At 67.2% G+C, this 18,670-nt stretch carries 19 protein-coding genes and 1 pseudogene; 14 read left to right on the top strand and 6 right to left on the bottom strand.

From position 1 onward, the window contains the following. Window positions 1–138 precede the first annotated feature (138 nt). Both istA and istB read left to right on the top strand, forming a co-directional pair. Window positions 139–1,740, top strand: coding sequence for an IS21 family transposase (gene istA / locus ACFYZJ_RS32185; protein ID WP_388573860.1), 1,602 nt, complete (start codon window positions 139–141; stop codon window positions 1,738–1,740). A 5-nt stretch (window positions 1,741–1,745) separates the two neighbouring features. Continuing rightward, window positions 1,746–2,507 (top strand): IS21-like element helper ATPase IstB, encoded by a 762-nt coding sequence (gene istB, locus ACFYZJ_RS32180; RefSeq protein WP_388574013.1) that lies wholly within the window; start codon window positions 1,746–1,748, stop codon window positions 2,505–2,507. Between the two features lie 334 nt (window positions 2,508–2,841). On the opposite strand, the gene ACFYZJ_RS32175 is transcribed toward istB, so the two are convergent. Continuing rightward, window positions 2,842–3,483, bottom strand: coding sequence for a hypothetical protein (locus tag ACFYZJ_RS32175; protein WP_388573858.1), 642 nt, complete (start codon window positions 3,481–3,483; stop codon window positions 2,842–2,844). A 198-nt stretch (window positions 3,484–3,681) separates the two neighbouring features. Then, window positions 3,682–4,290: a hypothetical protein gene (locus ACFYZJ_RS32170; RefSeq protein ID WP_388573856.1), complete on the bottom strand. Its 609-nt coding sequence runs from the start codon at window positions 4,288–4,290 to the stop codon at window positions 3,682–3,684. Between the two features lie 634 nt (window positions 4,291–4,924). Here ACFYZJ_RS32170 and ACFYZJ_RS32165 point away from each other — a divergent pair. The 4 genes from ACFYZJ_RS32165 (at window position 4,925) to ACFYZJ_RS32150 (ending at window position 8,246) form a co-directional block, all read left to right on the top strand. Next, window positions 4,925–5,188 carry a helix-turn-helix transcriptional regulator gene (locus tag ACFYZJ_RS32165; protein ID WP_388573854.1) on the top strand — a complete coding sequence of 88 codons (264 nt, stop codon included), beginning with the start codon at window positions 4,925–4,927 and terminating at the stop codon, window positions 5,186–5,188. 168 nt (window positions 5,189–5,356) lie between these two features. Beyond that, window positions 5,357–6,301, top strand: coding sequence for a DUF6083 domain-containing protein (locus tag ACFYZJ_RS32160; RefSeq protein WP_388573852.1), 945 nt, complete (start codon window positions 5,357–5,359; stop codon window positions 6,299–6,301). Window positions 6,302–6,303: 2 nt separating this feature from the next. Then, window positions 6,304–6,783, top strand: a complete 480-nt coding sequence (locus tag ACFYZJ_RS32155; RefSeq protein ID WP_388573850.1) for a hypothetical protein — start codon at window positions 6,304–6,306, stop codon at window positions 6,781–6,783. Further along, complete coding sequence (locus ACFYZJ_RS32150) at window positions 6,780–8,246, top strand: UvrD-helicase domain-containing protein (RefSeq protein WP_388573848.1); 1,467 nt, start codon at window positions 6,780–6,782, stop codon at window positions 8,244–8,246. Before ACFYZJ_RS32155 ends, ACFYZJ_RS32150 begins: the two co-directional genes overlap by 4 nt. A 110-nt stretch (window positions 8,247–8,356) precedes the next feature. On the opposite strand, the gene ACFYZJ_RS32145 is transcribed toward ACFYZJ_RS32150, so the two are convergent. The 3 genes from ACFYZJ_RS32145 to ACFYZJ_RS32135 all read right to left on the bottom strand — a co-directional run bounded on the left by ACFYZJ_RS32145 (window position 8,357) and on the right by ACFYZJ_RS32135 (window position 11,563). After that, the gene (locus ACFYZJ_RS32145) at window positions 8,357–8,884 is read right to left on the bottom strand and encodes a hypothetical protein (RefSeq protein WP_388573846.1); all 528 of its coding nucleotides are present in this window, start codon (window positions 8,882–8,884) and stop codon (window positions 8,357–8,359) included. Window positions 8,885–8,903: 19 nt separating this feature from the next. Then, complete coding sequence (locus ACFYZJ_RS32140; RefSeq protein WP_388573844.1) at window positions 8,904–10,178, bottom strand: NucA/NucB deoxyribonuclease domain-containing protein; 1,275 nt, start codon at window positions 10,176–10,178, stop codon at window positions 8,904–8,906. A 62-nt stretch (window positions 10,179–10,240) separates the two neighbouring features. Continuing rightward, window positions 10,241–11,563, bottom strand: coding sequence for a hypothetical protein (locus tag ACFYZJ_RS32135; RefSeq protein ID WP_388573842.1), 1,323 nt, complete (start codon window positions 11,561–11,563; stop codon window positions 10,241–10,243). Between the two features lie 291 nt (window positions 11,564–11,854). Here ACFYZJ_RS32135 and ACFYZJ_RS32130 point away from each other — a divergent pair, with 291 nt between their 5' ends. From ACFYZJ_RS32130 to ACFYZJ_RS32110, 5 genes and pseudogenes are all read left to right on the top strand, one after another. Then, window positions 11,855–12,520, top strand: a complete 666-nt coding sequence (locus ACFYZJ_RS32130; RefSeq protein WP_388573840.1) for a hypothetical protein — start codon at window positions 11,855–11,857, stop codon at window positions 12,518–12,520. A gap of 310 nt (window positions 12,521–12,830) precedes the next feature. Next, the gene (locus ACFYZJ_RS32125; protein WP_388574011.1) at window positions 12,831–13,484 is read left to right on the top strand and encodes a class I SAM-dependent methyltransferase; all 654 of its coding nucleotides are present in this window, start codon (window positions 12,831–12,833) and stop codon (window positions 13,482–13,484) included. 24 nt (window positions 13,485–13,508) lie between these two features. Next, a pseudogene (locus tag ACFYZJ_RS32120) lies at window positions 13,509–13,734 on the top strand (IS3 family transposase); the annotation flags it as partial. 561 nt (window positions 13,735–14,295) lie between these two features. Further along, the gene (locus ACFYZJ_RS32115) at window positions 14,296–14,484 is read left to right on the top strand and encodes a hypothetical protein (RefSeq protein WP_388573838.1); all 189 of its coding nucleotides are present in this window, start codon (window positions 14,296–14,298) and stop codon (window positions 14,482–14,484) included. Between the two features lie 18 nt (window positions 14,485–14,502). Then, on the top strand, window positions 14,503–14,697 hold the full coding sequence (locus ACFYZJ_RS32110; protein WP_388573837.1) for a hypothetical protein: 195 nt from the start codon (window positions 14,503–14,505) through the stop codon (window positions 14,695–14,697). Between the two features lie 198 nt (window positions 14,698–14,895). On the opposite strand, the gene ACFYZJ_RS32105 is transcribed toward ACFYZJ_RS32110, so the two are convergent. Then, entirely contained in the window at window positions 14,896–15,717 is an 822-nt protein-coding gene (locus ACFYZJ_RS32105; RefSeq protein ID WP_388573835.1) for an SDR family NAD(P)-dependent oxidoreductase, read from the bottom strand. Between the two features lie 573 nt (window positions 15,718–16,290). Here ACFYZJ_RS32105 and ACFYZJ_RS32100 point away from each other — a divergent pair. From ACFYZJ_RS32100 to ACFYZJ_RS32090, 3 genes are read left to right on the top strand one after another with little or no spacing between them, the layout of a single operon-like run. Then, window positions 16,291–16,629, top strand: a complete 339-nt coding sequence (locus ACFYZJ_RS32100) for a WXG100 family type VII secretion target (RefSeq protein ID WP_388573833.1) — start codon at window positions 16,291–16,293, stop codon at window positions 16,627–16,629. After that, the gene (locus tag ACFYZJ_RS32095; RefSeq protein WP_388573831.1) at window positions 16,626–17,903 is read left to right on the top strand and encodes an RNase A-like domain-containing protein; all 1,278 of its coding nucleotides are present in this window, start codon (window positions 16,626–16,628) and stop codon (window positions 17,901–17,903) included. Before ACFYZJ_RS32100 ends, ACFYZJ_RS32095 begins: the two co-directional genes overlap by 4 nt. 24 nt (window positions 17,904–17,927) lie before the next feature. Continuing rightward, complete coding sequence (locus tag ACFYZJ_RS32090; RefSeq protein WP_388573829.1) at window positions 17,928–18,599, top strand: contact-dependent growth inhibition system immunity protein; 672 nt, start codon at window positions 17,928–17,930, stop codon at window positions 18,597–18,599. The last annotated feature ends 71 nt before the right edge of the window (window positions 18,600–18,670 follow it).

Genomic DNA, 18,670 nt, shown 5'->3' with positions numbered 1-18,670 from the left:
TTGCGAATCGGTGGGGATCCCCCGGGGCATGCCCGTGCCGGGTTGAGGGTCCGGGCCTACTCGGAGTCGCTGGTGTCCCTTGACCAGCGAGAACCGGGAGGTCGTCGGACGATCCGGATGGCAAGGAGAACGTTCACCGTGACCGACATCGTGGAGATCTACGTCCACTGGTACGCGGGCCGCTCGAAGTCGCAGCTGTCGGCGTCACTCGGGCTGGACCGCAAGACGATCAGGAAGTATCTGGCGCCGGCCGAGGCGGCCGGGATCACCCCGGGCGGCCCGCCCATGAGCGAGACCGACTGGGCGAAACTGATCAAGAGCTGGTTCCCCGAGCAGGCCAACAGGCGGCTGAACCAACTGACTTGGCCGGAGATCGAGCAACACCGCGACTACGTCGTGGAGCTGAGGGACACCTGCACGGTGACCACGATCCACCAGCGGCTGCGCGACGAGCGCAAGCTGAAGGCGTCACTGACGGCATTCCGCCGCTGGGTGCACGAGAATTTGCCGGACGAGGCGGCCCGCTCCAAGGTCACGGTGCTGCGGGAGAACGTCGAACCGGGCTCAGAATCCCAGATCGACTACGGCTTCCTGGGGCAGTGGATCAATCCAACTACTGGTAAACGACACCGGATCTGGGCGTTCGTGATGGTGCTGCCCGCCTCGCGGCACATGTTCGTGCGCCCGGTGGCACACATGGATCAGCACGCCTGGACGCAGGCACATGTGGAAGCGTTCCGGTTCTTCGGCGGCGTCCCACGGCGACTCGTACCCAACAACCTGAAGACCGGGGTCGACAAGCCCGACCTCTACGACCCGAAGATCAACAAGTCGTATGCCGAACTCGCCTCCTACTACGGGACGTTGGTGGATCCAGCTCGCGCCTCGAAGCCCAAGGACAAGCCCAGGGTGGAGCGGCCCATGCCCTATGTCCGCGACTCCTACTGGCGCGGGCGGACATTCACCTCGCTGGAACACATGCAGGCCGAGGCCCTGCTCTGGGCCCGCAACGTTGCAGGTCAGCGGCAGTGCCGGCCGCTGAGCGGCGCTAAGCCGCTGTCGGTGTTCGAGACGGTCGAGGCGCCCGCCCTGCTGCCCCTGCCCGAGACGCCGTTCGTGCTGGCCCGCTGGTCGAAAGCAACGGTCGGCCCGGACATCCACATCAAGGTCGGCCGCACCCTCTACTCGGTGCCCTGGAAACTGATCGGCCGCCGCGTCGACGTCCGCTCCACCGCCACCATGGTGCAGGTCTTCCACGAAGGCGAACTGGTCAAGACCCACGCGGCACTTGAGCAGGGCAAACGCACCGACAAGAACGACTACCCGCCCGAGAAGATCGCCTTCCAGATGCGCACACCGATCTGGTGCCGCGGCCAAGCCTCGCAGGTCGGCGACGCCTGCCGTCAAGTGATCGACCAGCTCCTGGAGGTCAACGCCCTCTACCGGCTCCGCGCTGCCCAGGGGGTACTCGGGCTGCGCAAGAAGTACGGCGACACCAGGCTCGAAGCCGCCTGCGCGAAGGCGGTCGCGGTCGGCGACCCGTCCTACCGGACCGTCAAGGGCATCCTGGTCGCCGGCACCGAGACCGACCCGGAACCGGAGACCGGCGACGCCGGAGCCTCGGCCTTCCTGCACGGGCCCGAGGGCCTGTTCGCCACCGCCATCCCCACGCAGATCCCCGGCGACGTCCTCGCCGACGAGGGTCACGGCGGCGCCGACGCCGAGGAGGCCGACCGGTGAGCGTGATGACCACCGCCCTGCGCGACTCGCTCAAGACCCTGCGGCTGTCCGGCATGCTCGAGACCCTCGACGCCCGCCTCACCCAGGCCCAGAAGGGCGAACTCGGACACCTCGACTTCCTCCAGGTCCTCTGCCAGGACGAGATCACCCGACGCGAGTCCGTCGCCCTCGAACGCCGCCTGCGCAAAGCGAAGTTCGAGCAGCAGGCCACCTTGGAAGGCTTCGACTTCAACGCCTCCCCGAAGCTGCCCGCCGCCCAAATCCGCGACCTCGCGGCCCTGCGCTGGCTCCACTCCGGCGAATCCGTAATTCTGTTCGGGCCGGTCGGTGTCGGGAAGACACACGTCGCCCAGGCCCTCGGCCACCAGGCCGTCCGCCAGGGCGCCAACGTCCGCTTCACCAAGACCAGCCGAGTCCTCGCCGAGCTCGCCGGCGGCCACGCGGACCGCACCTGGGACAAGCGCATGCGCGAACTTATCCGCCCCGACCTGCTCATCCTCGACGACTTCGCCATGCGCCAGATGAACGCCTCCCAGGCCGACGACCTCTACGAACTCGTCTCCGAACGACAGGGCCGGTCCCTGATCATCACCAGTAACCGGGCGCCCAGCGACTGGTATCCCCTCTTCCCCAACCCCGTCGTCGCCGAGTCCCTCCTTGACCGACTCATCAACGCCAGTCACCAAGTCGTCATGAACGGCCCCAGCTACCGGCCCAATAAGCGGCCGAAGGGGCCCGCCGACTCAACCAAGCGCCCGGCCGGCTGACGCCGGTGCATACCCCAGGGGGTGGGGAATTCCCCCGACAGACCCCCTGGGGAATATCGCCGTCGTCGACACACCGCGGCCCTGCAGGACAGCCCTGAGCCAGGGAACCCTCTTTCTGCCTAGACTTCACGGAATCCAGCACGGCCCTCGAATGACCCGAAGGTAAGACCATCCGCCCTGCCGTAGGCCGCATGGCAACTGCGCCTGGTCCCCCACCGCACTGGCACAAGGCTGCGGCTGCTGGCACAGGCGAGACTGGCCGGATCTGGCAATCAGCCGAGGGACGGCGCCAGCCGGATTGTCCACGCAGAACCCGTTGCCGCCACCGTGGTCTTCACTCGGAGTCTGCCTCCTCGTTGCCCGGTGTGGTCGTCTGCTCGGCCGCACCGGGGGCGGTGTAGAAGACGGAGGCACCCTGCTTGGTGCGCTTGGCCTGGTTCTTGGCGACGAGTCCTTCGAGGGTGGTACGCACGACGGTGGCCTTGATGCCGCGCTCGGGATGCGCCTGGCCGAGCGCGGTAGCGACTTCGGCCGCGGAGCGCGGTTCGCTCTGCTCGGTGAGGTGGCTGCGGACGAGTCCGACCAGCGTGGGCTGGGCCGCCTTCGCGGCTGCGGCCTTGTTGCTGGGCTTCTTGGCCGCCGACTTCTTGCTGGTCGCGGCACCCTCTGTGCCGGCTGCCTTCTTCGCGCGCGTCCGCTTGCCAGCGTCGGGCTCAGCAGCGACCTTCTTGCGCGGAGCAGGCACTGCCGCGCCGTCCGAACCGGCTGTGAGCTGAACCGGCGCCGGCGAAAGCCCAAGGGCCTGCTGCACCTGCATCAGCACGGAGTGGTCATGCTGCAGTGCGGCCAGCTGCTCCTGCAGTGCGGTGATCTCGGCACTGATGCGTTCCTGCTCCTTGGCGTTGCGTTCGAGGTCGCTGGTTACCTGTGCGGCGTACTGCGATGTCAGTTCAGTGCCGGCGGTCGTGATGGACATGGGTTGGCCTTTCTCTGGGTTCCCTGGCCGGGCGTGCAGCACCTGTGGTGCAGGCGCAGAGAGCCAAGCGTCTGTGATCTCGGGCTGGGATCCGAGCGGCAGTGGACATGACCGCTGCGCGTGGCCCGGCGTAGAGATAGTACGGATGGGTGGAGCCTGTTGTTCCTCTTGAGTGACGTCTACTTCTCAACCTGAGCTTCACTGGTCCCATGAGTGGGGCTGCCTGGGGCGTGCAGCGTGAGGACTTGAGGCCTGTTGTCGGGGGAGTTGCCACAGGACTTCGTCGGTGTCCCGGTCGTGCTGCCAGGCGGTAAGGATCCCGGTGGCTGCCAACCGGTCGAGGAGGTCCGCAGTCTGGTGGGGTGAGTGTCCGCACAGGCGGGCGAGGACGTCCATATCAGTGCTGTGGTGGACCTGGGTGGACGTATGCGCGGCGAGCACGAGCGCGGTCAGCCGCAGGGCATGCGGTGCGGTGGGCGGCACGAGCAGCGGCGCGGGGTGCAGTGCCCAGTGCGCGGCACGGCGGCGCGCGCTGCGACCGGGAGCCTGGTCCAGGACCGCGGCATCAAGCAGTCGCACCTTCAAGTTGGCCGGCTTGAGATCCGGCATCTCGAGCCAGCCGCTGTGAGCGAGTTCCTCCCACAGTTCTCGGCGTCCGCGCAGACGCATGCTGCTGAGCAGACCTGTCGGCAGGCCGACCTGACCGCGGGTGTCGGCCCGCAGAGCGCACTGCAGGGCCAGCAGTCTGGCGGCAGGTGAGGTGAACCGGGGGAGTGCTGCGGCGAGGTAGGTGAGCATCTCCCGCACGCGCACTCGCTGGTCGGACCTGGACTCGGGTCTGTTGCGTGGGGGAGTCGGCGGGCAGTGGGAAGGGCGTGACGGGAACCGGCCGACCAGCGTGTCCGGCACCACGGCGGTATGACTCGTCGCCGCGGCGCAGGCCGCACAGGTGTCGGCCAGGCGCCAGGTGCGGCCGCCGCGGTCGCGGGTGAGGGCGAGCAGTACCGGTCCCGCGCATCCGCGGTGACGTGGATGCCAGCAGCAGCCTTGCGCCCGGCACTGGCAGGTGCGCAGATGCCCCGGCAGTACATCGGTGCGTGCGTGGCAGGCCAGATGCGCCAGGGCGGCGGATCTCGCAGAGCTTGCCTTGAGGGGAGCAGTGTGGGCGGTGCAGTGCGGGCAGATGAGACTTGGTCCGCCCGCCCGCGGGCGGAGCTCCACCGTCCAGATACGCCGCACCGCGGCATGCGCGCCGGCCAGCCTCATCGGCCTGTCGTCCTCCCATCTGTCCGTGCCGTCGTGGCGGATGCCCCACAGGAGGGCGTCCGGTACGGCCGCACCGTAGTGCAGAGTCCTGCACTACGAACGTCACCCTCCCTCCCGGCAAATAGTGCAGAAGTCTGCACTGACAGGGCAGGGTCCTGCACCGTCGGATGGTGGGGTGACGATCTTGCCGCCCGACCCCGACCTCCCCGCGCTGCGCGTAGAACTCGCGCGCCTGCGAGGCGAGCGCGGCTGGACCTTCGACGAACTCGCCGACCGCAGCGGCCTGGCCCGGCGCACCCTCATCGACCTCGAACACGGCCGCACCACCGGAAGCCTCACCACCTGGCACACCCTCGCCCACACCTTCGACGTGCCCATCGAGCAACTCCTCGGCACCCTCTGCAACGACCACACCCCACCCGGACCGAAGCACACCTGACCCTTCCGCCGCCGGCCGCCCGCCGCGCATGAATCATCCGAACCGGCGAGCCGCACGCGAAAACCCGTACGTCCACTCGTGCGCCCGTTCGCCCCTGCTGGGCCGTTCGCAGGACAGTCCGCTCGCCGATTCAACGGCCATGGCGCGCCGCCTGGCACGGTTCCCGGCATGTGCCCCAACACCTCCCAGGCAGGCTGCCACTGGGACGGCAGCCCCCGCCACCGACGACACCCCCGCCCCCTGCGGGTCGCCGCCACCAGCCCCAGCCGCCTGCTACGCGCCGGCCAGCGCAGCCGCTGCCGCCACTGCGGCAACCTCACCGACCTCTACCAGCGCGCCGACCAGCGTCCCATCGCCCTACACCCCGCAGAACTGCCCGCCGCGCACGTCCCGGCCGCCTGCCGCTGGCACCTCAGCAGCGGCTCTGCCCACCCCCACGGCGACGGCAGTCCCTGGTGCCGCATCCCCCACACCGTGCTCTGCCCCGGCAGCACGCCCACGGCCCGCATCGGCCTGCACCTTCAGTCCGTACGCCGCCACCTCGCCGTCCGAACCCGTCGCCTGATCGACACCGGCACGTTCGCCCCCGCCTCGCGCACCGATAACGCACCCGTTGCAAGCGCCTCCGAGCCCGCCCACGCCATCGTGCAGATGCTCTTGAGCCGCTATCTCGCCGACAGCCCTCTCGAGCACATCCGCTGCGTGGCCCAGACCCGCCATCGTCACCGCTGCAGGAATCCCGTCCTCGCCCCGACCGACCTCAACGGAGTCTGGAGACTGCTGCCCACCGGATCCGAAGGCGGCCAACTCGCTCTGCCCGGCACACAGATGGCCGTCTACGACCTCAGTCACCTGCCCTGCACCGAACAGACGCGCTGGCGCACCCAGCGCTGCCCCGCACTCGCCGTAGCCGACGGTGCCGCCGATCTCAGTCACCTGCCCTGCACCGAACAGACGCGCTGGCGTACCCAGCGCTGCCCCGCACTCGCCGTAGCCGACGGTGCCGCCGATCTCGCTCTGGTCGGCTGGCAAATCTTCGACCCTCTTTTGCACGCGGCCCACATCCGCGCCCATCTGCCCCACACCCCGACTCGCCATCCCCGGAACGGGTGACTATGCCGCACCACGCCCTGGAAATCCTGCTGACCCGGCCCCTTGCCAGGGACGAACTCCGCCACGCCGCCCGCACCTGGCCGCTCGCGGCCAACCACGACGCCACCCGCCTGATGGCCCTCATGGGCGCGAAAACCCCGGACCGAGCCGCCTACCGCCTGCGCCGCCGGCTGAAGGCCGCCCGGCTGCCCATCGACGTGATCACCACCCACTACCCAGACCGGAACGGGCAGATCCTGCTCAACCTCTTCTTCTCGCCGGACACTCACGCCCACCTCAAGAGCGCAGCACGCCGCGCAGGACAGGAACCCGAGCGCTTCATCGAAGGTGCCATCCACCGAGCCCTGGCCGAACACGCCTCCCAGGAAACCGACCGCCTTGATCAGGCAGTACGCCAGCTCCTCGCTCACACCACCCCCGCGTACCTGCTCTCCGCCGTCGGACACGCCCTCACTCGGCTCCCCGAAAGACCCACGCCATGAACCCCACCGACGAACAGACCGCAGCGGCCGATGCCTTCAATGCCGGCGATCACCTGGCCCTGCAAGCTGGTGCGGGCACGGGCAAGACCACCACCCTGGCCCTGCTCGCCCGCGCCACCAAACGCCGCGGCCGCTACCTCGCCTACAACCGGGCCATCGCCCAGGACGCCACCGCCCGCTTCCCTGCCAACGTTCAGTGCAAGACCGCCCACGCCCTCGCCTACGCTGCAGTCGGCCACCAATACGCCCGCCGCCTGAACGCACCCCGCCGCCCCGCCTGGCAGACCGGACAGGCCCTCGAGATCACCAAAGACATCCGCATCGGCGACCGCGACCTGTCACAAAAAACCCTCTCCAACACCACCCTGCGCACCGTGGCCCGCTTCTGCCACACCGCCGACGAAGAGATCACCCGCCACCACGTCCCACACCTGCGCGGCCTGGAAAACAAGGACCTGCACGCCGAACTCGCCGCCCACATCGTCCCCTTCGCTCGCAAAGCCTGGGCGGACCTTCAGAACCCCGACGACGGCTGCGTCCGCTTCGACCACGACCATTACCTGAAAATCTGGGCCCTCACCCGACCCAAACTCCCCGCCGACTTCCTCCTCCTAGACGAAGCCCAGGACACCAATCCCGTCGTCGAACAGGTCTTTCTCGACCAGCGCAGTCACGCCCAACTGGTGATGGTCGGCGACTCCGCCCAGGCCATCTACCAGTGGCGCGGCGCCAAAGACGTCATGACCGGTTTCGAGGGCACCCGCCTTGCCCTGTCACAGTCCTTCCGATTCGGCCCCCACCTGGCCCAGGAAGCAAACCGCTGGCTGCGCATCGCGGGCGCCCCCATCCGCCTGTCCGGCACGCCGACCGTGCCCACCGAACTCGGCCCCGTCGCCTGCCCTGACGCGGTCCTGTGCCGTACCAACGTCGGCGCCATGGCCCAAGTCATGGCCCTGATCTCCGTGGGGCGCCAGGTCGCGTTGGCCGGCGGAGGTGAAAGCTTGCGGGCCCTTGCCCTGGCGGCCCGCGACCTCAAGGAAGGCCGTCGAACCAGTCACCCCGAACTCCTTCTCTTCCCAACCTGGGGAGAGCTGCAGGACTACGCTGCCCACGACCCGGCCGGACGCGACCTGCAGCCTCTGGTCGACCTCATCGACAAGCACGGCACCGACGCCATCCTCGAGGCTGTTTCCCGACTTGCTCCCGAGAAGCAGGCCGAGGTGACCGTCTCCACCGCGCACAAAGCCAAGGGACGCGAATGGCCCTGCGTGACGATCGCGGACGACTTCACCCCACCGAAGGACAGCGATCAAACAGATGAAAGAGGATGCCCTGTCCCCGGTCCGATCGATGACAGCGAGGCCCGCCTCGCCTACGTAGCCGTCACCCGCACCCGTCAGCGTCTGGACATGGGCGGCCTGTCATGGATCGACCACCACCCGGACGGAAACCCAGCCTCGTGATCCACAGCCCGGATCCGGCGAATCCCCCGAAGAGGACTGGCTCCACTCTGTACGCCACTTCCTCGGCCATCCACGGGTCCAAATGAGCTACTCGATGTTCCCGCTCCGTGTCAGAGGTCTTCGTCGTCGACGGGTTCGGGTTCGCGGGTATAGGCGAGGTCGAGGACGTAGCGTTCGGTGACGGGGCAGTTGTTCCAGGCTTGGGTGAGCCAGCCGTCGGGGGAGTCTTCGGGGAGCTGGGCGAGGGTGGTGTTGTAGTAGTCGGCGGTGGCTTGGCGGTTGGTCCACCAGGCGTGGCCTTCGTAGACGCCGGGGCGGGGCAGGGGCATTTCTCCTGCGGGGCCGAGGCTGAGCTGGTTGATGACGAGGATGCCGGTCTCGGATTCGATGCCGATGTCGATGTGGCCTTCGGCGTCGGCTGGTGGGGTGGGTGGGGTGTCCCAGATGCGGATGGTGACGTCGACGTCGATGTCGGGTTGGAGGCTGCGCAGGTACAGGTGGTAGCCGTTGCCGGCTACCACCTGTGTGCGGGCGGCTTTCATGGCGTCGTCGTCGCCGAGGTAGGCATCTGCGTCGTAGACCTCCACGACGCGGCGGCCGGGTGTGGCCTTGCAGCTGTATTCGGCGAGGAGCGCCATGGGTGGCTTGCCTTTCAGACTAGTTGGTGATCTTGACGTAGAAGGGGTCGCCGTCGAGCATGCGGTTGAGGGTGTACATCTCGTCGAGCCTGCGGCCGCCGGCCTCATTGTCGTCGCCCTCGATCAGGCGGACGGAGAACCGGTTGTCGCCCTTGGTCGATCCTTCCTTGGTGGAGGCGAAGGGGTACTCGTCGCACTGAAGGTCAGTGCCGTCGTATTTTCCCCAGACCTTCTCGCATTCCTTGATCGACCGATCCCGGTTGGCCTTCTGTTTTTCCTTGTTGATCAGCCGGTGCAGGGGCTCTGTGGCGCCGGGTACGGTCTTGCCGGGCCAGGAGGGGAAGGTGCGCTCAGGGCGGTTTTGCGCGTCGTAGATGTGCAGGGCGCTTTCCTTGACCGCCGGGTCTTTCTGGCTCATGACCAGCTCCACGCGCGCCTGGGTGAAGACGGTGCCCTTGAACTTGCCGGCGACCTTCCCGGCGTAGTCATAGCGAACGTTGGAGTGGTAGGCGTCGACGCCGTCGGTGTAGGGGGCGGCGTTGGGTGAGGCGGCGCTGAGGTCCATGACGACGTTGGAGTAGACGCGCTGCTGGTTGCCCTGATCGAAGAGGGGGCCCTTGTCGGGCGAGGTGTAGGTGAGGGTCCAGTGCGGTGTGCGGTCCCACTCACCGAGCAGTTCTTCGCGTGCAGTCGTCTGCGGTTCGGTCACCTGGGGGTCCGCGTCGCTGTCGGAGGCGTTGATACTCTGGCGGAAGTGCTGGCCGACGCTCCATTTGGTGGCGTCCTCGGTGGGGATGGCCTGCACGCGGATGTTCTCGATGCTTGCGACGTAGTCGACACGGCGGCTGCCGTCGTAGGAGAAGCCGAGGATCCACATGTCGAACCAGAGCCGACCGATGGCGGTCGTGCCGTTTTTGTCGCGCAGGACCAGGTCATAGGGCCGTTTCTGACAGCTTTCGAAACGGGACTTGATCCAGCCGGTCGCGGAGTTGGCCTGCGCAGCGTGTGCGGTGCATTGCTGGCGCAGGTCCTGCTGGTCGTCGTTCGGTGCGGCCACTGAGTGAGGGGCGGCCAAATGCGAGCCGTGCTTGCGCGCGTAGTCGGCCAGAGGGATGGGATGGTCAAGTCCGCGCAGCTGGCCGGCGGGGACCGAGGAGGTGTCGACGAACGCGCCCGGCTCGGGCGCTTGTGCGGGGGCGGGTGCGGGACGGGCGGCGGTGGTGGCTGCGGTGAGCAGGGTCAGGGCGGCAGCGGTGGCGACACCGCGTGCACAACGTGCCAGTGGGGGCTTCAACTGGGAACTCCTTGGGGGTACGGGCTGGGCGGCTGTCTGCTGCTGAGACTGGGGAACAGCGGTTATGAGGCGTCGCACAGATCACCCCAGCAGGCATCCATCAGCGCACCCGTATGCGCGGAGTAACGGGCGGTGAAGCCGTCAAAGCGTTGGTCGGTGTGCTGCAGACCAGGTGTCGAACCGGTCGAGGTCACTGTCCAGGTGGCGTCACTGCCGGCGGCGCGAAGGCGAGCCTTCGGCCCTGCGGGCGCAGTGGGCGGGGTGAGGGTGAGCGTGTCGGCGGGGACATCGAAAGCAGCCGAGGCTTGGGCGCGGATGTCGGCGGCCGAAACATCCGTGCTGCCGCTGATGTCCTCCAGGCCGCTACTGGCAGGCGGCAAGGCCGCGGCATTGCAGACCCGGACGGTGACCACGCAGTCGGCGAGGCCGGGCACGGTGGCCAGGCAGCTGTCCGGGTCGTTGTCCAGGCAGCTCTGAAGAGCCTGCTGGTCCACACCGTTGAACGTGCCAGGCAGGCTGTCGGCGTCCGGGCGGCGGGCCGGGGCCGGGGACGTCGTGTCCGGCGCGGTGAGGGAGGCTGACTGTCGACGGGGCTTGGAGACCGTCCACTGCGTGAAGTTCGTGGCATCGGCGAGCTTGGTGGTGAAGCAGCTCGGCGGCTTGGAAGTGGTGCTGCACGCGGGCAGCGTGACGGACTTGGCCACGTTGCGGGTGGCCACCTGCTTCCACGCCTTGTTCTCATCCATGAACTGCATCCGGTCCGCGATCGACGGGATGTTGATGTAGCTCGGGCCGGTCACCTCCAGGCCGACATCGATGCGGTTGGGGTTACCGCGCGGCACCTTAAGCTGGCTGGTGGTTGAGCCGACCTTGTTGAAGTCGTACAGCACGTCCCACTGATTGCCGCTGTCCTGGCGGACGGTCATGTAGGTGTGGTTGCGGTTGTCCGGCTTGGTCGGGTTCACACCGGCCGTGATCGCTGTGGTGCGGCCTCCGCTGGTGGTCAGTTCGGACCAGCGCGGCCCGTAGGTGGACGTGGTCTTGCCTGTCTTCTGCGCGTACAGGCCGATCTCGATGTTGGCGGCCAGCGGGCTGCTTTCGGTGTTCGGGGTGACCCGCAGGTAGTTGGACGCCTGCACCGTTGCGCTGCCGGTGTCGGTCTGGTCGAAGGTGATCGGCACGTTGCGCCAGGTCGCGAAGCCGCCGATCATCGGCTCACCCGGCTGGCTGCAGGTCATGGCCCAGAACGTGATGCGTGCGTTGTAGAGGATGCTGCAGGAATCGTTGGGCGGAGCGGCACTGGCCAGCGGCGCCGTACCCAGAATGGTGAGAGCGGTGGCCCCAGCGCACGCCAAAGCCAAGAATCTCGCGCGTAAACGCGACAAGGTTCCCCCAAGAAACGATCAAGTGTGGTCACCGGGGAACCTACCGCCACACCCTCAACACTTGTCCGTTCATAGGATGAGTTGGCTCGATATCCATGCGTGATCCCCATCACTGACTCGTCGTCCACGACAAGGTGAGCCAGAGCAAGTCGCTCGCAGGAATAACGCCTGCTCGTTTTGAGCGCTCCTTGGTGTGACGCTGGCACGCCTTTGCACCCTAGCCCGCGTGGCAGGGCGGCAGCGTGGTAGGGGAGCATTCGTCCAGCAATTGAATGTGGATGAGGGGTCGTCATGCGCTGTGCTTCGAGAACCGCGTTGTCCGTAGTGCTCGCCGCCGCGTGTCTGGCGGGCTGCAGGTCCGCTACGCCTGCCCAATCGCACGCATCGCCGAGCGGGACGGCGGCAGGGCCCGCGGGGACAGCCGCTCCGGGAGGGGCGTCGTCGATCGCGGTCGGGCCCGGCCCGCAGCCGGCCTACACCGTGCAGAAGCAACCCGCGCCGGGCAGCTGCCACTACCGTCACGAGAACGGCGAGCCGCTCCCGGATCCGACGTGCACGCCGGGCGCGACCTCACCGGCCGTCACCCAGGCCACCGTGAAGTCGACGATCTGCCGCAAGAGCGGCTACACCAAGAGCATCCGGCCGCCGGTTTCCATCACCAGCAGGGAGAAGCGGCTCAACGCCGCCTCCTACGGCTACAACGGCCGCTTGGCCGACGCCGAGTACGACCACCTCATCAGCCTCGAGCTCGGGGGCGACCCCAACGACGAGCGCAACCTGTGGGTCGAACCGGCGGACCCGGGCCACAAGACGGGCAGCGGCATCAACAACAAGAAGGACCCGGTCGAGAGCAAGCTGCACACCGCGGTCTGCGACGGCAAGGTCACTCTCGCCGCTGCCCAGCAGGCCATTGCCGGCGACTGGACCACGGCCCTGTCCAAGCTGGGCCTGAGCTGAGCCGCCCGGGCGGGCACCGGCACAGACGCCTCCGCGGTCGTCGGTGCCCGCTGCGGGATGCCGCCTGTCGGACCGAGCCGAATCCCAGGGCTTCGACCTGGCCGCTTCCTGAAGAGACTGCGCGCCTGCGGGGGGATATGGCACCGTGGATGCGAGCCTGGCCCGTCACTCCCCCCGTGGTGACGGGTCAGGCTTGACTCAGCAGGGGAGACGGGGCGGGGAAGATGGTCTCGGTGCTGATCGGTTCCGCGAGCCGCCCGGCCGCTGGCCGCCACCGTGCTGAAGAGATGACGGACACGTGGAAATAGAACTGAACACTGACGGCTGGTTGGAAGACACACGAACGTCCTATGACACCGTCGCCTCGAGCTATGCAGACCAGGTACGCAACCTTCTGGATGAAACACCCGAGGAGCGAGCGGTCCTGGCGCTGTTCGCCGACCTGGTGAGCTCCCGTGGTGGGGGAGCGGTCGCAGACGTGGGATGTGGGCCGGGGCGGATTACGGCTCACTTGTGCCAGCTGGGCGTGGACGCGTTCGGAATCGACCTATCACCCGGGATGATCGAGGTAGCCCGGCGCGACCACCCCGATCTGCGGTTCGAACTCGGCTCCATGACGGACCTCGACCTCGGCGATGGCTCGATGGCCGGTCTGGTCGCCTGGTACTCGCTGATTCACATCCCCGACAAGGAGATCGGCACGGTCTTCCAGCACTTCCATCGAGTGCTGCAGCCGGGCGGACCGCTGCTCCTCAGCTTTCATGTCGGGGACGAGTCGAAGGTAAAGACGGAGGGCTATGGCGGTCACCCGATGAAGGTCCACGTCCATCGTCGCTGGCACGGCCAGATGATTGGCTGGCTCAACGAAGCTGGCTTCACCGTCGAGCAGCACAGGACGCTCACTTCGGCCGAGAGCACGCTTGGGGGAATCATGCTCGCCCGCCGTCAGCCTGACACCCAGTGAAATTTGGGTTTGCTGCACGATCGGATGGCCGGATCGATAGGGAGGGTTGGAGCTGCCGGTGACAACGCGGCCATGGAGTTCTTCTTCAGTCTGCTGCAGAAGAACGTCCTCGACCGTCGTGTCTGGGCTACCCGTGAAGAACTGCGGATCGCGATCGTGACCTGGATCGAGCGGACCTACCACCGGCGCCGCCGAACAAATGTCGCTCGGCCGGCTGACACCCGTCGAATTCGAGACCGTCATGACCACGCCGGCCTCCAGGCCGCGTGACCGAACCTGTCACCCGAACCTGCATCAGACCCACCGGGCGCAGTTGCGGGGTGGCGATCCTTTGCCGGACCGGCCCGTGATCGCGTCGTCGACCGCGCAGACGCACTCTTCGACTCGATCGCTGAAGGGTCGTCGCTTATATTCACTGTTCGTGAGTCTGACGAACTGTAGATGGTGCGCCATGGCTACTGGGTAGCGACGATGCACAATCCCTTTTAGAACGTGCGGCGGCATGGTAGGCCGTGGCCACCCGGAGCAGGAACTCGGTCTCCGCCGCTATGTCAGTGCCCCCCGAGTGGACCAGCCTGGCTAGCTCTACGTGAGGAGGTTCGCCCGCCAGTTTGGCCCGGCGGGCCGCATTCTGCCCTTTCGGTGATCGCGGATCCACGCGCTCCCCGGCGTGAGCGAGGCACCTGTTCGTACGATCCAGGCGGGAGGCGCGCATCAGGTGGCCAGCGATGCGAGATTGTGTCTTCGTGAGTTGATCACGGGTAAGGCGAACTGGAGTGCGGGCAGAGCCGTTGAGCCAGCAGTTCCAAGAGTGTGCGACGAGCTGACGGAGCTCGCCGTTGCCCAGCAGGTCGCGCGTCAGCTGGTCGAACAGCGGTACGTCGGAACGGAACGGGAAGCGGCGCTGGCGCATACTGCCGGGCAGGTCACGGGCTGTGCGGTACTGCTGCTGTCACACCACGAGCGCGGCATGAAGGAGGCAGTTCCGCCCGAGGCCTAACAGCGGATCATGGAGCTGGTGCGTCGAGCGGAGGGGCCGGTCATGGCCAACCAGGTCTGCGGCGAGCTGGGGGCGTCCACTGAGCCGGCTCGCTCGGAGTCGATGCGTGCGAAGCTGAACCGGCTGGCCGAGCGAGACTGGCTGCGCAAGCTGGCCCCTTCCCGACAGTCCTATTCCTCCCCGCACACACTGGACGTGCGCGGGAAGGAATAGACAGTGCGCCCAACATGCACTGCTCGCATCCAACTTGGCACTGACAGCCTGCATCCAGGCCCCCGACCTCCGTCGGACTGCGACCGATGCGGGCCGCGTCAAACTATCCCATGCTGCTGTCAGCCATCTTCGGCCCATCGCCCCTGACCAGCGGTACGCGGGTGCAGCAGAACCGAACGAGGTTGGTGCTCGGAAGTGTCAGAGTGTCGCATCGCCACGCGGTGCGACATGGAAGTCGAACGCGAGAGTTCCAGGATCAAGTGCCGTCGCCCCACCGTCAACGGTGAGCACAGCGCCATTGACATAGGACGCTGCTGGAGAGAGCAACCAGTTGATAGCCTCCGCAACCTCACGCGGTTCGCCCGGCCGGCCCATGGGCAGAAGCCTGGTTGCCTCCTCATACGCAGACTCCACGCTGCCATCCCTCAACTCCGCTTCCACGGCGAAGCGCGCCATACGCCGATCGGCCATCTCGGTCCGTACCCAGCTGGGACACACGGTGTTGGCACGCAGCCCCTGCCGGCCGTAGTCGATGGTGAGAGAACGGCAGAGCTGCAGCAAGGCCGCCTTGGACGTGGCGTACACGGCGTTGCTCGCGCCATTGCGCAGCGCAGATACTGACGCGACGGCAACTACTGATCCACGCGTCTCCAGCAGGTGCGGGATCGCTGCGCGCAAGAGCAGGAGGGGACCGGTGACGTTCGTGCGCATCACCTCCTCCCAGTCCTCCAACGACAGATCCCCGACTGCTCCACTGCGCCCGATGCCAGCATTGAGCACAAGCCCGTCGAGTCGCCCGTACGCCTCCAAAGCGGCGCTAACCAGCCCGTTGGCGGCCTCCGGGTCGCCCACATCGGACGAATATGCCAGCGCCCCGGTCTCCCGTGCCAGGCGCTCCAACGGTTCCAGTCGCCGTCCCGAGACGATCACGCGGTGCCCACCCTGGCGGAGCAACCGGGCAGTGGCCGCCCCAATGCCCGTGCCTCCACCTGTAACGATGACAACTTGCCCGTCCACCACTCCGGTTCACCCTTCTACTCATAGATCACAACGAGCATCCGATCGTAGAAGGGGTTACGAACCCAGCAGCTTCCTGCCGACGATGTTGAGACAGGGTGGCTCACTCGGCCTGTAGCAGACACATGCAACAGTTCGCAGAACCAAGGCCGATAGGCTTCCGTACCGACCGAGCTGGCCGCAGAGTGATCGAGGCACCGCAGGACGGAATGGCGTGCCATTCTCCTGGGACGCGCAAGGGGCTGGCCTCGGAGACGAGTCTCACTGCAAGGGAAGACGTCTGATGGCCGGCGAAATGATCGTGCGAGGCTCTGGCAGACACCTGTTCGCGGCGACATGGGTCCCGAAGGAGGCAAGGCATTCGTTCCGATCGACCTGTCCGAACTCGAGCTACTCCTGCTCTCTTCCCGTGGTGGCACAGCCGGTCTCACCTCCGACGTCGTACGGGCCGTGAGAGAACTCACGACAATCGAACGGACCTTTGCATTGGCTTTGCATGACACGCCGTCATGAGCTGACAACTGGCGGCTAGGGTCGAACAGCCGGGCAGTCGACGGAGGGGGAAGGCGCCAACTCATGGGCGGCAAGGACGAGATACTCGACATCAAGGTCGACGACATCAAGACGGCGGCACCCGCCTTCCACCGCGAAAGCGTCGCACTCGCACACGCCCTGACCACGCTGAAGCAGGGGCTGGCCGCGGCGGGCGCCCCGTGGGGCGATGACGAGCAGGGGCAGAAGTTCCACGCGGCGTACGGCCCGCACGTCACGCGGATCGAGCACTCCGCGCAGATCCTCATCAAGGGCCTGGCCAGCATTCACGCGGGCCTGGCCGACATGGCCGACAAGCACATCGACAACGAGGAACGCATCCGGGGCATGTTCGGCCACGGCACCACGGGTGATGGCACGTGAGCGTTGCGGACAAGGCCCGCAAGGTCGTCCAGGACCTGACGGGCATGTGGTGGCCCGCCGCCGACGAGGACGGACTTCGGGAGGCGGCCCGGGTATGGCGGGCCTTCGCTGACGAGGTCGACGACATCACGGCTGTTGCGAACAAAGCGGCCCGTGGGCTGATCGAGGACAACAAGGGCGAGTCGATCGACGCCTTCGATGTGTTCTGGCGCCGCTACTACGACGGCGGCCGGGGCTGGCTGAAGGATCTGGCCGATGCGGCCCGGGACATGGCCAAGGCGCTGGACTCCTACGCGGATGCGGTGCACGGCGCGAAGAAGCACCTCGAACACGAGCTGGAGATCGTTGGCGCGACCCTCGTCGCGGGCACGGCCCTGGCCGTCTTCACCGCCGGCATGTCCGAGGGCGCTGCGGCGGCCGCGGCGGTGGGCGTCACCGAACTCGCCGCATCTTTGGGTGCGGCGGTGACCGAGGAGGTCGCCGCCATCGCCGGTACCACACTGGCCACGGCTGCCTTTGGCGGGGTGGAGTCGATCACGGTGGACCTGGCTGTCGCCCAGCCCACGGCCATCGCCCTGGGCGAGCAGAAGGGCGGCATCAACCTGCACGAGGCCCGGCGGGCCGGCGTCTACGGCGCACTCCTGGGCGGCGCCCTCGGCGGAGGCGGCTCAGCAGTCCGCGCCGCACGCGACGCGGGAGGCTGGACCGAGCTGCTCGGCGGCGCCCGCATGCCCTCATTCGGCCCCGAACTGGCGGTACCCGGCGGCACGCCCACCAGTCTCGAAGACCTCGGACTGCTCATCAAGGGCGACGGCGAACCCAACGCATGGCCACGCAGCAAACGCAAGGGCCGCGTGAACCCCCGATACCGGGCGGATCTGGCCGGCGACGAAGGAAAGGGAACCCCCCAGTCTCATTCCCACACGCTGGAAAAGCACGTAAAGGTCACCACACGTGACCTACGCGCCCGACTCCGACGGGATACCGAGCGAGAAACCGTCTCACGCTACGTCGACGAGGCATCCGCGCAGAAAGCAACCGACGGCGTGGTGCTGAAGCACCAGAAGGAGATCGACGCCTGGCTCGCCAAGAACAAGAGCCGGAAGCTCGAGCTGGAAGCCCACTTCGACGACCCCACCGGTCTGAGCCTGTCGCGCGCGAACTACGTCCGCGGGTACCCCCCGGAGTGGGTCAAGGGTGCCAGAGTGATCCTCAAGCGCGATCCATCGGCCGAGATGGGCTACCGCGTCCTGACCTCCTACCCCGTCCCCTAGAGCCAGACAGGTCCGACAGCAACGATGACACCAGTGGACGACCGCTTCCACGAACTACGCCGGCTCCTTCGCGCGTACGAGCAGCCCGGCTACGCCTTCGACGACACGGTGGAGGCACCCGGAGTCGCTCTGAGCGCGTACCTGCGGACGACCGCCTTCGCTCCAGAGCGCGCAGCAGCTGCCGCTAGGGAGATCCAGGACCTTCTCACAGTGGGCCTGTTCAGCGACGAGGTTGCCGACGATGTCGAGTTGTTTCCCCACATCAGGCCGCCTCAGGGCGTCAGCGTGGAGGAGTGCCTGCGCGTCGTCCTGCAGCACCTTGAGCGTTTCCTGGCTGCCCCGCCACCGCCTCGGACCTCGGTCCGCCCTGAGATCGCTTGGGAGTGGCGTGAACGGTTCCCGGCACTGGCCCACTTCCTCGGCGCGTACTTCTACCAGGACAGCCTCAAGCTCGAGTACGAGTCACACGAGGAAGCAGTCGACGACTACCTCTCGGGCGAATCGACCGAGGACATCAGGAAAGCCGCATCCGAGATCGGTGAGGTCTTGGACCTGAACCCGTCTGCCGACGAACTTGCCGAAGCAGCAGCGACCCTCGGCCTCAACGAGCCCCCACCCACCGGCTTGTCCCTGCGCCAGTGGCTCATCAACATCCAGGGCGTCCTTACGCACCACCTTCGGGACAGCGTGTCCTGAGAAGGTCCCTGTTGGCACACAGCATGCCGCCTCCCGCCGCCTGATCGGCGGCTTCGCCGGCGTGCTCGGCC

The sequence above is a fragment of the Streptomyces sp. NPDC001848 genome (assembly GCF_042891915.1).
Taxonomy (GTDB): domain Bacteria; phylum Actinomycetota; class Actinomycetes; order Streptomycetales; family Streptomycetaceae; genus Streptomyces.
The sequence above is the reverse complement of the archived record's forward strand: the minus strand, read 5'-3'. Positions and strand labels throughout refer to the sequence as shown.

Excerpts from the sequence above, each read along its gene's own strand:
- istB (WP_388574013.1), top strand. The coding sequence starts at position 1,746 with ATGACCACCGCCCTGCGCGACTCGCTCAAGACCCTGCGGCTGTCCGGC.
- ACFYZJ_RS32175 (WP_388573858.1), bottom strand. The coding sequence starts at position 3,483 with ATGTCCATCACGACCGCCGGCACTGAACTGACATCGCAGTACGCCGCA.
- ACFYZJ_RS32160 (WP_388573852.1), top strand. The coding sequence starts at position 5,357 with ATGTGCCCCAACACCTCCCAGGCAGGCTGCCACTGGGACGGCAGCCCC.
- ACFYZJ_RS32155 (WP_388573850.1), top strand. The coding sequence starts at position 6,304 with ATGCCGCACCACGCCCTGGAAATCCTGCTGACCCGGCCCCTTGCCAGG.
- ACFYZJ_RS32150 (WP_388573848.1), top strand. The coding sequence starts at position 6,780 with ATGAACCCCACCGACGAACAGACCGCAGCGGCCGATGCCTTCAATGCC.
- ACFYZJ_RS32145 (WP_388573846.1), bottom strand. The coding sequence starts at position 8,884 with ATGGCGCTCCTCGCCGAATACAGCTGCAAGGCCACACCCGGCCGCCGC.
- ACFYZJ_RS32130 (WP_388573840.1), top strand. The coding sequence starts at position 11,855 with ATGCGCTGTGCTTCGAGAACCGCGTTGTCCGTAGTGCTCGCCGCCGCG.
- ACFYZJ_RS32100 (WP_388573833.1), top strand. The coding sequence starts at position 16,291 with ATGGGCGGCAAGGACGAGATACTCGACATCAAGGTCGACGACATCAAG.
- ACFYZJ_RS32090 (WP_388573829.1), top strand. The coding sequence starts at position 17,928 with ATGACACCAGTGGACGACCGCTTCCACGAACTACGCCGGCTCCTTCGC.